Annotated in this window: 11 protein-coding genes; 6 read left to right on the top strand and 5 right to left on the bottom strand. The window is 68.3% G+C overall.

From position 1 onward, the window contains the following. The first annotated feature begins 353 nt into the window (after window positions 1-353). Both Q0Z44_RS17035 and Q0Z44_RS17030 read left to right on the top strand, forming a co-directional pair. The gene (locus tag Q0Z44_RS17035; protein ID WP_298014984.1) at window positions 354-1,040 is read left to right on the top strand and encodes a transglutaminase-like cysteine peptidase; all 687 of its coding nucleotides are present in this window, start codon (window positions 354-356) and stop codon (window positions 1,038-1,040) included. Window positions 1,041-1,062: 22 nt separating this feature from the next. Then, the gene (locus tag Q0Z44_RS17030; protein WP_298014981.1) at window positions 1,063-2,985 is read left to right on the top strand and encodes an EAL domain-containing protein; all 1,923 of its coding nucleotides are present in this window, start codon (window positions 1,063-1,065) and stop codon (window positions 2,983-2,985) included. Here Q0Z44_RS17030 and Q0Z44_RS17025 read toward each other — a convergent pair whose 3' ends face one another. The 4 genes from Q0Z44_RS17025 to Q0Z44_RS17010 are packed head-to-tail and all read right to left on the bottom strand — an operon-like array spanning window position 2,986 to window position 7,800. Beyond that, on the bottom strand, window positions 2,986-4,428 hold the full coding sequence (locus Q0Z44_RS17025; protein ID WP_298014979.1) for an HlyD family type I secretion periplasmic adaptor subunit: 1,443 nt from the start codon (window positions 4,426-4,428) through the stop codon (window positions 2,986-2,988). A gap of 16 nt (window positions 4,429-4,444) precedes the next feature. After that, a complete protein-coding gene (locus Q0Z44_RS17020) occupies window positions 4,445-6,622 on the bottom strand; it encodes a type I secretion system permease/ATPase (protein WP_298014977.1) in 2,178 nt (725 codons plus the stop codon). 53 nt (window positions 6,623-6,675) lie between these two features. Beyond that, the gene (locus tag Q0Z44_RS17015; protein WP_298014975.1) at window positions 6,676-7,221 is read right to left on the bottom strand and encodes an NUDIX hydrolase; all 546 of its coding nucleotides are present in this window, start codon (window positions 7,219-7,221) and stop codon (window positions 6,676-6,678) included. 36 nt (window positions 7,222-7,257) lie between these two features. Then, complete coding sequence (locus tag Q0Z44_RS17010) at window positions 7,258-7,800, bottom strand: chorismate lyase (protein ID WP_298014972.1); 543 nt, start codon at window positions 7,798-7,800, stop codon at window positions 7,258-7,260. Window positions 7,801-7,878: 78 nt separating this feature from the next. On the opposite strand from Q0Z44_RS17010, the gene pgeF reads away from it, so the two are divergent. Continuing rightward, a complete protein-coding gene (gene pgeF, locus Q0Z44_RS17005) occupies window positions 7,879-8,733 on the top strand; it encodes a peptidoglycan editing factor PgeF (protein WP_366517638.1) in 855 nt (284 codons plus the stop codon). Here the strand turns inward: pgeF and Q0Z44_RS17000 are convergent. After that, the gene (locus Q0Z44_RS17000; protein ID WP_298014970.1) at window positions 8,656-8,964 is read right to left on the bottom strand and encodes a hypothetical protein; all 309 of its coding nucleotides are present in this window, start codon (window positions 8,962-8,964) and stop codon (window positions 8,656-8,658) included. The two genes, pgeF and Q0Z44_RS17000, sit on opposite strands and share 78 nt — an antisense overlap. Before the next feature lie 781 nt (window positions 8,965-9,745). Here Q0Z44_RS17000 and phaC point away from each other — a divergent pair. The 3 genes from phaC to phbB are packed head-to-tail and all read left to right on the top strand — an operon-like array spanning window position 9,746 to window position 13,405. Then, complete coding sequence (gene phaC / locus Q0Z44_RS16995) at window positions 9,746-11,383, top strand: class I poly(R)-hydroxyalkanoic acid synthase (protein ID WP_298014986.1); 1,638 nt, start codon at window positions 9,746-9,748, stop codon at window positions 11,381-11,383. A gap of 52 nt (window positions 11,384-11,435) precedes the next feature. Beyond that, entirely contained in the window at window positions 11,436-12,614 is a 1,179-nt protein-coding gene (locus Q0Z44_RS16990) for an acetyl-CoA C-acetyltransferase (RefSeq protein WP_298014968.1), read from the top strand. Between the two features lie 53 nt (window positions 12,615-12,667). Next, window positions 12,668-13,405 (top strand): acetoacetyl-CoA reductase, encoded by a 738-nt coding sequence (phbB, locus tag Q0Z44_RS16985; protein WP_298014966.1) that lies wholly within the window; start codon window positions 12,668-12,670, stop codon window positions 13,403-13,405. Window positions 13,406-13,662: the final 257 nt, after the last annotated feature.

The raw sequence follows: 13,662 nt of genomic DNA, 5'->3' as shown, positions 1-13,662 counted from the left end.
TCTGGACCGCTTCGGTCAGGCCTGCGGCGGTCTGGGCGCCTGCAGCCGTGGCGAGACACGCCATAGCCAGTGCCGAGAGGGCGCACTTCATCTTGTTTTGCGTCACGGTATTGCCTTGGGAAACGGTCAGTCCCGGGTTATCGGCCTCGGGTCTTCAAACTACAGCTGTTGGGACGAAGGAGTCCGCATGTGTTCGTAAACCGGTTATTTTGTCACCAAGCGTACATGCGCCAACCCCCGCCGGGGCCATCCGCCCCGGGGGAGGGCATCCTCTTAACGGTGAATGGGGGTCAAGTCTTCGGCGCACTGGCCGATACTGTCGTGTGATTCGCCCGCCTGTCCTGCTGTCCGCCATGGCTTCGCTGGATGCCGACGGCCATCGCGCGCTCTTGCGCAGGGCGCGCGCGTGGCTGCTTGGCGTCGTCGTGCTGGCCTCGTTCGTCGGCACCGTGGGGCTGGCCTGGGAGGCCCCCCGGGTGCTGGGCAGCGCACAGCGCCTCGGCCCGGTTGTGGCGGCACGGGCGCAGGCGCTGGTGCAGGACATCGGCGAGGCGGCCGCCCTCGACGAAGAGGCCCGGCTGCGGCGGCTGAACACCTTCTTCAATCGCCAGGTCCAGTACCGCGATGACCGCGATGTGTGGGGGCAGGTTGACTACTGGGGCTCGCCGCTCGAAACCCTCACGAAGGGGCAGGGCGACTGCGAGGACTACGCCATCGGAAAGTACTTTGCACTGATGGCGGCGGGCGTGCCGAGTGCGCGGATGCGGCTGGTCTACGTTCGTGCACAGAACGGGGGCGTCATTCAGGCGCACATGGTGCTGGCGTATTACCCGACGCCCGACGCAGAGCCGCTTATCCTCGACAACCTCATCACCGACATCCGGCCGGCGTCCCGGCGGCCCGACCTGACGCCCGTCTTCAGCTTCAACGCCGAAGGCTTGTGGCAAGGTGTGGGGGCCGTCACGGCGGGCGATCCAGTTGCGCGTCTGTCGCGCTGGCGGGAGGTGCTCGCGAAAGCGAAGGCGGAGGGATGGTGGTGAACGGCAAGCAGGTGGAGTGTTTATGTCCTTGATTCGTCAGATCTGGTTGTTGTTGCTGGCGACGCTGTTGTTGGCGTTCTTCGGCAGCTTCGCCGTCTGGATGCTGTCTGCGCGCGGCTACCTTGAAACGCAGTTGCGGCTGAAAAACGCCGACAACGCCCAGTCGCTCGCCTTGAGCCTGTCGCAGCAGAAGGGCGACCGCACGGCCATGGAGCTGACGGCCTCCGCCGTGTTCGACACCGGCTTCTACCAGCGCGTGACACTGCGCGACGGCGCCGGGCGTGTGCTTTTCAGCCGGGATGCCGAGGCCGATGCCGTGCGGCCGCGGGCACCCGCCTGGTTCGCGCAGATGGTCACCGTCACGTCGGCGCCCGGGGTGGCCCAGGTGTCCGACGGCTGGCGCGCGCTCGGTTCGGTCGAGGTGGTGAGCCACGCCGCGTTCGCCTACGACCAGCTCTGGCAGGGCGCGCTGAAGACCGTGGGGCTGCTGTCCGTGCTGGGTGCCCTGGCGGCGGGGGCGGCCGCGTATGGCGTGCGGCGCATCCGCACCCCGCTGGATGCCACGGTGGCGCAGGCGCAGGCCTTGATGGAGCGCCGCTTTGTCACCGTCCCCGAGCCGGCGGTGCCCGAGCTGGCCCGGCTCAGCCGTGCGATGAACGAGGTCGTGCAGCGACTCAAATCGCTGTTCGACGAGCAGTCCTCGCAGGTCGAGCAGCTGCGTCAGCAGGCGCATTGCGACCCGCTCACCCGGCTGTCGCATCGCGCGCACTTCATGACGCAGTTGCGCGCCATGCTGGCCACCGACGAATCGGCCGGCGAAGGCATGCTGTACCTGATCCGCGTGGTCGACCTGGCCGGAATCAACCGGCAGCTGGGCCACCGGGCCACCGATGCCCTGCTGCAGAAGGTGTCCGACGTGCTGCGCGGCGTCTGGGCCGATGTGGCGGGGGTGGCCCGCGGGCGGCTCAATGGGGGCGACTTTGCCGTGCTGGTGGGACAGGGCGACGTGGCGCCGCCGCCGGCGGCCTACTATGCCGATCTGCTGCGCCGTGCGCTGACCGAGATGGCCTCGCCTGCGCAGATTGTGGTGGGCGCGGTGCGCTGGAGCCGCGGCATGCCGGTCGCCCAGGTGCTGGCGGCAGCCGACTCGGCGCTGGCCCGCGCGGAAAGCCGCGGTCCGTTCGCGGTGGAAACGGCCGAGATGCCGCAGTCGGATGTGGCCGTGCTGGGCGAGGAGGCCTGGCGTGAGCGGCTGGATGCCGCGCTGCAGGCAGGCCGGATGGAGCTGGTGCGCTTTCCGGTGGTCGGCCGTGACCAGCTGCTGGTTCACCACGAGTGCCCGCTGCGCATCCAGCTCGAGGACGCGGGCACGCCAGAGCCGGCCGCGCGTTGGCTGCCGATGGCATTGCGCACCGGCCTGATCGCCCGCATCGACGAGGCCGCCGTGGCGCTGGCCCTGCTGCAGATTGCACGGGATCACGAGCCGCTCGGCGTGAACCTGTCGCCCGCCTCACTGGCCGACAGCAGCTTCGTGCCGCGCCTGCGCGCGCGCCTGGCCTCCATGCCCGAGGCGGCGCGCCACCTGTGGCTCGAGGTGGATGAAAGCGCAGCGATCGACCGCTTCGACATGGTGCGCGAGCTGTGCAAGCAGCTTCGCCCGCTGGGGGCCCGCGTGGGGCTTGAGCACGCCGGCGACCGCCTGGCGCGCATCAATCTGCTGTTCGAGGCCGGGCTGGACTACGTGAAGCTCGGAGCCTCGGTGGTGCAGGGCGTCGCCCAGGACCCGGCCCGCTCGGCCTATGTCACGGCCACGGTTGGCATGCTGCACGGCCTCGGCCTGCAGGTGTTTGCCGAGGGCGTGAGCGATCCGGCGGACATCGTGGCCCTGCATCAGGCCGGCCTGGACGGAGTGACCGGCCCGGCCGTGCGGCTGACGACCGCCTGATCAGCGCTCGCGCAGCGCGTAGGCCTTGGCCTTGAGCACCGGCTTGAGCAGGTAGGACAGCACCGTCTTCTTGCCCGTGAGGATGTCGACTTCGGCGGTCATGCCCGGAATGATGGGCATCTGGTCGCTGAAGTTGATGCGCTTGGTGCGCACGCGCACGATGTAGAAGGTGTTCTGGCCCCGCTCGTCGGTCACGGTGTCGGGGCTGATGTTCTCCACCGTCGCGTCGAGTCCGCCGTAGACCGAGAAGTCGTAGGCCGTGAATTTCACCGTGGCCGGCTGGCCGGGGCGGATGAAGGCGATGTCGCGCGGCTGCACCTTGGCTTCCAGCACCAGGGCGTCGTCCAGCGGCACGATCTCGATGAGGTCCTTGCCCGGGGTCACGACGCCGCCCACCGTGTTGGCCAGCAGGCGCTGCACACGCCCGCGCACCGGCGATTTCACCGAGGCCTTGTCCACCTTGTCGGCCAGGGCCACGGCACCCTGATTGAGGGCGTTGAGTCGGCCCAGGACCTCGGACAGCTCCTTGCGCGCCTCGTTGCGGAACGACAGTTCGGTTTCCTGGATCTTGCGGGTCGCCTCGCTGATCGCGGCCTGGGCCCGCCCGATCTGTGCGCCAGCCTGCTCCATCTCGCCGCGGGCGCGGGTCACGTCGCGTTCGAGTCGCAGCACGTCGACTTCCGAAACCGCGCCCGTGGCCAGCAGCGGCCGCGTCTTGGTCAGTTCCTGCTGCGACAGATCCAGCGAGCGTGCGGCCGATTCGCGGCGCGCCCGGTATTCGCTCAGCTCCTGCTGACGCTGCGCGAGCTGTTGCTGGCTGATCGACACCAGGGCGTTGAGCTCGGAGCGGCGCGCGTCGTAGAGCTGGCGTTCCTCGTCGACGATGCGCTGCTCTTCGGCGTCGCCCGTGCGTGCCGTGGGCGGGTTGAACGGATCGCCCTCGGCCAGCGCCTTCAGCCGGGCCTGCTTGACCTGCAGCGCAAACGCCTGCGCCGCGCTCTCGCGCACGCCCGAGGTGGCCCGCGTTTCGTCGATCTTGAGCAGCAGCTGGCCGGCCTCGACCACCTGGCCCTCCTGCACGCGGATCTCGGAGACCACGCCGCCATCGAGCGACTGGATCACCTGCAGCTGCCGCGAGGGGATCACCTTGGCGTCGCCCTTCGACACCTCGTCCACCTCGGCCACGGCCGCCCACGCGATCAGGATGGCCGTGACCAGCACCGCCGAGCGCACCAGCGTCTGCGCGCGGTGGGTGCTGTTCGTCGACATCACCGCGTCGGCCTCGTTTTCGAAGGCCGGCATGCCGGCGGCGGCTGCCTGAGCGGCGTCGATGCGCGGGCCGCCGAGGCGGTCGAGCAAGGGGTCGGTCATCGGGGCGATGGCGGTGCGCACCTTTTCGAGTGCACGCACGGCACCCTGACCGGACTGGATGAGCTTGTTCATGGTGTGCGGCCTCCGGTCACGATGCGCGGGCAATGCGGCCGGCCGCCAGCGCCTGCATGATGCGGTCGCGCGGGCCGTCGGCCACCACCTTGCCCTGGTCGATCACGATGACGCGGTCGACGAAGGCCAGCATCGAGGTGCGGTGCGTCACGAGCACCACGGTCTTTCCCTGGCAGAAGGCCTGCATGCGCTGTGTGACCTGTGCCTCGGTCGAGAAGTCCATCGCACTGGTCGGCTCGTCGAGCAGCAGGATCGGGGCGTTGTGCAGCACCGCGCGGGCAATGCCCACACTCTGGCGCTGGCCGCCCGACAGCAGCTCGCCGCGCTCGCCCACCGGCAAGTCGAAGCCCTGCGGGTGGCGCTGAACGAACTCGGTCAGGCCGGCGGTTTCGGCGGCGGCCACGATGGCATCGTCCATCGCGTGCGGCATGCCGAAGGTGATGTTCTCGCGCAGCGTGCCGAAGAACAGGTTCACGTCCTGCGATACGTGCGCGGTGTTGCGGCGCACGTCGGCCGGGTCGAGCTGGCGCAGGTCGATGCCGTCCAGCAGCACGGCGCCGCCGGTCGGCTGGTACAGGCCCATGATCAGCTTCTGCAGGGTCGTCTTGCCCGACCCCACCTTGCCGATCAGCGCCACACGCTCACCCGGAGCCACCTTGAAGCTGATGTCGTCGATGGCCGGCTCCTGCCGGCCCGGGTAGGCGAAGGACACATGGCGGAACTCGATCTCGCCCTTGAACTCGCGGCGCTGCACGAAGGCCGAGCCCTCGGGTCGCTCGACCGGCTGGGCCATGATCTTCTCGAGTGATTCCAGCGCCGTGCGCGCGCCCTGGTACTGCATCAGCAGGCCCACGATCTGTCCGGCCGGTGCCAGGGCGCGGCCAGCCAGCATGCTGGCGGCGATCAGGCCCCCCATGGTGAGCTGGCGGTCGGTGATCAGATAAACGCCGATGACGACGATGCTCACCGACACCATCTGCGTCAGCGTGGCGGTCGTGTACATCGCGCTGGATGACAGGCCCCGCATGCGCACGTTCAGTCCCGCCAGAAAGCGGTTGGCGTGTTCCCAACGGTTCTGGATCAGGCTCTCGGCCGCCTGCGCCTTGATGGTTTCGATGCCGGTCAGGCTCTCCACCAGCGTGGCGTTGCGCTGCGCCGAAGCCTGGTAGGTTTGCTGGGACAGTTCGTGCAGGCGATGCTGCAGCACATAGCCGGCCACCACGATCATCAGGAAGATCAGCACCACGGGGATCACCAGCCACGGCGAGATCCACGCGATGACGCCCAGAAACAGCAGCGCAAAGGGCAGGTCGATCAACGCCGTGACGGTGCCCGAGGCGATGAAGTCACGCACCTGCTCGAAGCCGCGCAGGTTGGCCGCGAACGAGCCGACCGATGCCGGCCGGTTCTCCAGCCGCATCCCCAGCACCCGTTCCATCAGGGTGGCCGAGATCTGCACATCGATGCGCGCGCTCGCTTCGTCGATGAAGTGGCTGCGCAACAGTTTGATGAACAGGTCGCTGCCCAGCACGAGCACGATGCCGATGGCCAGCACCCACAGCGTCTCGGTCGCGTGGTTGGGCACCACGCGGTCGTACACGTTCATCGAGAAAATGGGGTAGGCCAGCGCGAACACGTTGATCAGCAGCGCCGCCCACAGCACATCGCGGTACACCAGGCGCTGCGCCAGCACCGGGCCCCAGAACCAATGGCCGCTGCGGGTGGCTCGCACGGCCGGCGTACGCTCGTCGAAGCGGAAGTGCGGGCGCGCGAACAGCACCACGCCGGTGTGGCGGGTGTTCAGGTCGTCCAGCGTCAGGCTGATCGCACCCTGACCCGATTCGGGCAGCAGGATGCGGCAGGTGCCATCGGCCTCGCGGGACAGCAGCACGCACGCGCGCTGCCCGTGCAGGATCAGGATGGCGGGCAGCGTGAGGGCGTCGATGTCGGCCGCCGCCAGGCGCTGTACCTTGGTGGCCAGCCCGGCCCGGCTTGCGGCCCGTTCGGCCAGCTGCAGAGTCAGCGGGCCACTGGCCAGCGGCAGTCCAGCCGACAAGGAAGCGCGCGAGGCCCCCAGGCCATGCAGGCGGCAGACCTCGATCAGGCAGTCCAGCAAGGGATCGGGGGTGACCAGATCGTCGCGCAGGCGCGCGGTGGGCTGGGCGACGACAGGGGGATCCTGAGGGGCGTTCATCGATGGTGTGGAGGCAGGCCGGCCGCGCAGGGCCTGGCTGGCCGGCGGGTGTGTCAGCGGATATCGGCGCAATGGATGCCGAATTGACCCGTTTCCCGGTCTGCGAAATAGCGATCGAGTGTCATCCGCACGGTACGGAACGCCAGGTCGTCCCATGGGATCTCGTGGCGGTGGAACAGGCGCGCCTCCGTCGTCTCGGGGCCGGGCGCAAATTCCGTGTCAAGCAGACGTGCGCGGTAGAACAGGTGGACCTGGCCCGCGCTGACCACATTGATGACGCAGTACAGGTCGCCCAGCTCAATGTGAGCCCCTGCTTCCTCGTCGGTTTCGCGCGCGGCACCCTCGGCGGTGGTCTCACCCAGTTCCATGAAGCCGGCGGGCAGGGTCCAGAAGCCCTTGCGGGGCTCGATGTTGCGCTTGCACAGCAGCACCTGGTCGCCCCACACAGGCAGGGTGCCCACCACGTTCAGCGGGTTGACGTAGTGAACGTGCCCGCACGACGGACACACCGCCCGTTCGCGGTTGTCGTCGGCTGGCACCTTGTGCTCGACGGGGGTGCCACAGACCTGGCAGTGCTCGATTCGGCGTGCAAACAGCATCCGTCAAGTGTAGGGCAAGGCAGCGCACGGCGCGGGTCAGCGCCGGTGCCCCCGACGCACGGCGCCAGTGCGGCCCGCATCCAGTTCGCCCACCCACGCAGAGAACGCTTCGAGCACCTGCAACGGGTGCCCCTTGTGCCGGAAGACCGAGTGCCGCGCCCACGATGGCGTGGTGGCGATCGCTTCGGGCACATGGGCCTGCCAGCCGCGCGCCAGATGACGGCTTTCGCGCGAGGACGCAGGGAAGCAGCAGGCCTGCAGTGGCCCCCGGTGCACGCGCCGGTGCGCAAACAGCAACTCGGCCAGCGGCCGCGTGCCCAGCCCCTTCATGGCCCGCCAGGCGCCTCGCGCGGCGCGCAAGGTCGTGACACTCCGCGCCCAGACTGCGGGCCGGTCATCCACCATCAGCATGACTTCGCGGACGTGCCCGCTGCGCTCGCCCAGGGCCCGCTGTTCCTGCCGCCACAGCGGCCGATGGCCCTGCTGCAGCACCCGCACGGTGACGACGCCGTGGCCGCGCAGTCGCGCCGTCAGCGATCCCGGGGCGCACAGCCACGCGGGCAGGTCGCCGCGTGCCAAGGGCAGGCGGCGGTCAGGCGCAGGATGTCGTCGGGGTAGCATCGGGGCGCGATCATAGCCCTGCCACCGTCCCGTCCCATGACCATTGACCCCGCTGCCACACCCCGCCACGCCGCCGCCAGCCCGCTCCACGGCCTGCCGGCCGGGTGGATCGTGCCGGCCATGGGGGCGGGCGTGGGCGCCCTGATGACGGCGCGGCCCGGCGGGCACAGCAACGCGCCGTATGCCGGGTGCAACCTCGGTGACCATGTCGGGGACGCGCCCGATGCCGTGGCCCTGAATCGGGCCGATGTGGCCGCCTTGCTCGGTGTGCGGCCGGTCTGGCTCAGGCAGGTGCATGGTCACACAGTGGTCCGGCTGGCGTCGGACAGTGGTCTGGATGGTGAGCCAATCGAAGCGGACGGTGCGCTGACCACCGAGCCCGGCGTGGCCTGCACGGTGATGGTCGCAGACTGCCTGCCGGTGCTGCTCGCAGCCCCCGAGGGGCGCGGCGTGGCGGCGCTTCACGCGGGTTGGCGGGGCCTGGCCGGTGCAGGGGAACTGGGCGGGCGGGGCATCGTGGAGACCGGTGTGGCGGCGCTGTGCGAGGCCACGGGCTGCGCCCCGGCCGACCTGCTCGCCTGGTTGGGGCCCTGCATCGGCCCATCGGCGTTCGAGGTGGGTGCCGACGTGCTGACGGGCTTCGCGGTGAGCCCCAATGAACCCCATCCCCGTTTCGTGCCCCGCGCAGACAGCAGCGAGGCTGCGCCGCGCTGGCTGGCGGATCTGGCTGGCCTCGCTCAGGACCGGCTGGTCAGGCTGGGCGTGCGCGCCGCGCACATCCTCGGTGGCCCGTGGTGCACCGTCAGCGAACCATCAAGGTTCTTTTCTTTCCGGCGAGACGGGCGCACCGGCCGGCAGGCTGCCTGCATCTGGCTCGCCCCCCGCCGCTGAGGCGGCCATCGGGTCTTGTGCAGCGGCCGCCTCGCGCGCTTCGGCTGCCTGCCTGGCCTTGCGACGGGCCGGCGTGCCCAGCAGGTACATCACGAGCGCCAGCGGGCCCAACCCATAGAACAGGAAGGTGATGACCGCGCCCAGCACGGAGCCCTGCGGGTCCGTCGCTTCGGCCAGCGTCATCAGCGAGACCACATACATCCACGCCAGAGCAACGATCCAGGTCCACATCGCGAAGGGCTTTCTTCAGGCACCGAGGGCAAACACTGCAGACGGTAACGGGGCGCACCATGACCATGTCGCTTGATGTGCATCACCCATGCCCGTGCAATCATGGCGTTATTGTGACCGTGGTGCGCTGCCTTACCGCGCGAATGGTGGTTGTTGGAAAGACGGCAAAAGCCGCCTGGGGTCGTTTCGCCACGAAAAATGTGCCCTCAAAATAGGACAACATGCAGAGGGGCACACGGTTGCCCGCATCGGTCCTCATCCAAGCAGGAGACGTATGGCAGTTTCCCCAAGGTCGCGCAGCCCGCGCACCCGCCAGGCCGGCAGCGACGCTGAGCCGCGTAAGGCAACCTCCTCTGTGCGCGCCCCGGACGCTGCACCCCCGCCCAAGTCGGCCACCCGGGCGAAGCCTGCACCGGCGCGAGGGCCCGAGCAGGCGGCGGCTGCGGCGGCGACAGACCGCGCGGCCGCAGCGCCGCCAGTCGGCGCCTCGCCAGCCGCCGAGGCCACAGCGGCAGCCAACCCGTTTGCTTCACCATTCCAGGCTTTCGCCCAGGCGATGCCCGGCGCCGAGGCGTTCAAGACCGGCGCATGGCCGGACTGGCGCCAGTGGGCAAGGGGCACGGGCCTCGACACGACCGATCTGTTCAAGTTTCCGCCGAGCACGGCGGGCCAGGTGGGGCCCGAGGTCCTGACGCAGTGGATGAACCTGCTGAAGCCGGCCGGCCTGCCGACCCTGCCCACGGCGCCCGGTTTGTCCACCATGACCGAGGCGGTGGAGGCCATGGGCCGAAGCCTGGGCACCACCGTGCAATCGCTGGCGGGCCTGAGTGTGCCGGCCGACGAGATGCAGCGCATCCAGCAGGAATACGTGCAGGAAGCCACGGCGCTGTGGAACAAGTCGCTGGAAGGACAGGACGCGCTCAAGCCGGCCGACAAGCGTTTCTCCGCGCCCGAGTGGTCGGCTCACCCGGCAGCCGCTTTCACCGCGTCGCTGTACCTCCTCAACGCCCGGACCTTGCGCCGCCTTGCCGACGCGCTCCAGGGCGACGACAAGGCCTGCGAGCGCGTGCGCTTTGCCGTGCAGCAGTGGGTGGCGGCCTCGTCGCCCAGCAACTTCCTGGCGCTGAACCCCGAGGCGCTCAAGAAGGCGATCGACACCCGCGGCAGCAGCCTCACGCAGGGCGTCCAGCAGCTGATGCACGACCTGCGTCAGGGTCACCTGTCGCAGACGGACGAAAGCGTCTTCCACGTCGGCCAGAACGTGGCGACCAGCCCCGGTCAGGTCGTGTTCGAGAACGCCTTCTTCCAACTGATCGAGTACGCGCCGCTGACCGACACGGTCTACGAACGCCCCTTCCTGTTCGTGCCGCCGTGCATCAACAAGTTCTACATCCTCGATCTGCAGCCCGAGAACTCGGTCGTGCGCTATCTGGTGTCGCAAGGCCACCGGGTGTTCATGATCAGTTGGGTCAACCCGGACGAAAGCCTGGCGCAGGCAAACTGGGACGACTACATCGAGCAGGGCGTGTTCGAGGCGCTGCGCGTCACGCGCGACATCTCGGGCGCCGACCAGGTCAACGCCCTTGGCTTCTGCGTGGGGGGCACCATGCTGGGCACGGCACTGGCCACCATGGCGGCGCGGGGCGAACACCCCGCTGCCAGCCTGACGCTCCTGACGGCCTTCCTCGATTTCAGCCAGACCGGCATCATGGACGTTTTCGTGGACGAGGCGACGGTCCGCATGCGCGAGATGACCATGGGCCCCGACAGCCCGAAGGGGGGCGGCCTCATGCGAGGTGGCGACCTGGCGGCCACCTTCTCGTTCCTGCGCCCGAACGACCTGGTCTGGAACTACGTTGTGGGCAATTACCTGAAGGGCGAGCCGCCGCCGGCGTTCGACCTGCTGTACTGGAACAGCGACAGCACAAACCTGCCGGGTCCGTTCTACACCTGGTACCTGCGCAACACCTACCTGGAAAACAAGCTGGTGCAGCCGGGTGCCGTCACGGTGTGCGGCGAGCCGCTCAATCTGGGGCTGCTCGACCTGCCCACCTTCATCTATGGCTCGCGCGAAGACCACATCGTGCCCTGGGAAAGCGCCTATGCGTCGACCCAGGTCGTGCAGGGGCCCCGCACCTTCGTGCTGGGCGCGTCGGGCCATATCGCCGGCGTCATCAACCCGCCCGAAAAGAAGAAGCGCAGCCACTGGGTGAGCGGTTCGCTGGCACAGGCCTTGCCTGACAGCGCCTCGGCCTGGCTGGATGCGGCTGAAGAACGTCCCGGTAGCTGGTGGCCCGTGTGGGCCGACTGGCTGGCAGGGCATGCCGGCCGTCAGGTGCCCGCACCGAAGCGCCCTGGCAACCGGACCTACCCCCCGATCGAGGCCGCGCCCGGCCGTTACGTGCTGCGCAAGGCTTGAACCGCACGAGCCCGGCGCACGGGCTTTTCATTGATTGATACAGGAGCGTCTCATGACTGACATCGTCATCGTTGCCGCCGCGCGAACCGCGGTGGGCAAATTTGGTGGAACCCTGGCCAAGACCCCGGCCGCGGAACTCGGTGCGGTGGTGATCAAGGACCTGCTGCGCCGCACCGGCGTGTCGGGTGACCAGATCAGCGAAGTGATCCTGGGCCAGGTGCTTCAGGCCGGTTGCGGCCAGAACCCCGCGCGCCAGGCCGTGATCAAGGCCGGCCTGCCGAACTCGGTGCCTGCCATGACGATCAACAAGGTGTGCGGCTCGGGCCTGAAGGCCGTGATGCTGGCTGCGCAGGCCATCCGCGACGGTGATGCCGAGATCGTGATCGCCGGCGGTCAGGAAAACATGAGCCTGTCGCCGCACGTGGTGCCGAACTCACGCGACGGCATGCGCATGGGCAACTGGTCCATGGTCGACACCATGATCAACGATGGCCTGTGGGACGTCTACAACCAGTACCACATGGGCATCACGGCCGAGAACGTGGCCAAAGAGTACGGCATCAGCCGTGAAGAGCAGGACGCTCTGGCGCTGGCATCGCAGCAAAAAGCCGCTGCCGCCATCGAAGCCGGTCGCTTCAAGGACGAGATCGTGCCGGTTGTGATTCCGCAGCGCAAGGGTGACCCCGTCGTGTTCGACACGGACGAATACGTGAACCGCAAGACGAGCGCCGAAGCACTGGCCGGTTTGCGCCCGGCTTTCGACAAGGCCGGTTCGGTGACCGCGGGCAACGCCTCGGGCCTCAACGACGGCGCCGCTGCCGTGATGGTGATGTCGGCCGCCAAGGCGGCGGAACTCAAGCTGCCGGTGCTGGGTCGGATCGCTTCCTACGCCAACGCAGGCCTCGATCCGGCCACGATGGGCATGGGCCCGGTGCCCGCGTCGCGCCGCGCACTGCAGCGCGCCGGCTGGGCGCCTGCCGACCTCGACCTGCTGGAGATCAACGAAGCCTTTGCCGCTCAGGCCTGTGCCGTGCACAAGGAAATGGGCTGGGACACGAGCAAGGTCAACGTCAATGGAGGCGCCATCGCCATCGGTCACCCCATCGGGGCATCGGGCTGCCGCATCCTCGTGTCGCTGCTGCATGAAATGGCCCGGCGCGACGCCAAGAAGGGCATTGCCTCGCTGTGCATCGGCGGGGGCATGGGCGTGGCGCTCACCATCGAGCGCTGAGCGCAGTGTTCGTTCGTCGAGACCATAAACATTCTTTGGAAGAGGAGATCAACATGACTCAAAAAGTGGCTTACGTGACCGGCGGCATGGGTGGCATCGGGACCTCCATCTGCCAGCGGCTGCACAAGGACGGCTACAAGGTCATCGCCGGTTGCGGCCCCAGCCGTGACCACGCCAAATGGCTCGACGAGCAAAAGGCACTGGGCTACACCTTCTACGCATCGGTGGGCAACGTTGCCGAATGGGACTCGACGGTCGAGGCCTTCCGCAAGTGCAAGGCCGAGCACGGCCCCATCGACGTGCTCGTGAACAACGCCGGCATCACGCGTGACGGCATGTTCCGCAAGATGACCAAGGCCGATTGGGATGCGGTGATGGACACCAACCTCAACAGCATGTTCAACGTGACCAAGCAGGTCATCGACGACATGGTGGACCGTGGCTGGGGGCGCATCATCAACATCAGTTCGGTCAACGGTGAGAAGGGCCAGTTCGGTCAGACGAACTACTCGGCAGCCAAGGCCGGCATGCACGGCTTCACCATGGCGCTGGCGCAGGAAGTGGCCAGCAAGGGCGTGACCGTGAACACGGTGTCGCCTGGCTACATCGGCACCGAGATGGTGCGTTCCATCCGCCAGGATGTGCTCGACAAGATCGTGGCCACCATCCCGGTGAAGCGTCTGGGCACGCCGGAAGAAATCGCGTCGATGGTGTCGTGGGTGGCCAGCGAAGAAGCCGGCTTTGCCACGGGCGCCGACTTCTCGGTCAACGGCGGCCTGCACATGGGCTGATGCCCCGCCTCGACCCGGTGGCCGGATGCTGCCGGGCCTGGCCAGATTCCGGGCCTTGGAGCCTGGATCATGAACCCGCCAGTGCACCCTGGGTGCCTGGCGGGTTCTGCTTTTTCACGCGCTTGATTTCCGTGTGGCGAAGACCGTCAGGCGAGGGCTTCTTGCTCGCGGACCAGGCGATCCAGTGCCGCACACACTGCGCCGAACCGACAGATCGGAAGAGCGTCGTGTAGGGAAAGAGTGTCGTTCGGCGTGTA

Origin of the sequence: uncultured Aquabacterium sp. (assembly GCF_947366995.1) — a bacterium.
Taxonomy (GTDB): Bacteria; Pseudomonadota; Gammaproteobacteria; order Burkholderiales; family Burkholderiaceae_C; genus Aquabacterium.
This window is presented reverse-complemented; position numbering and strand designations above follow the sequence as displayed.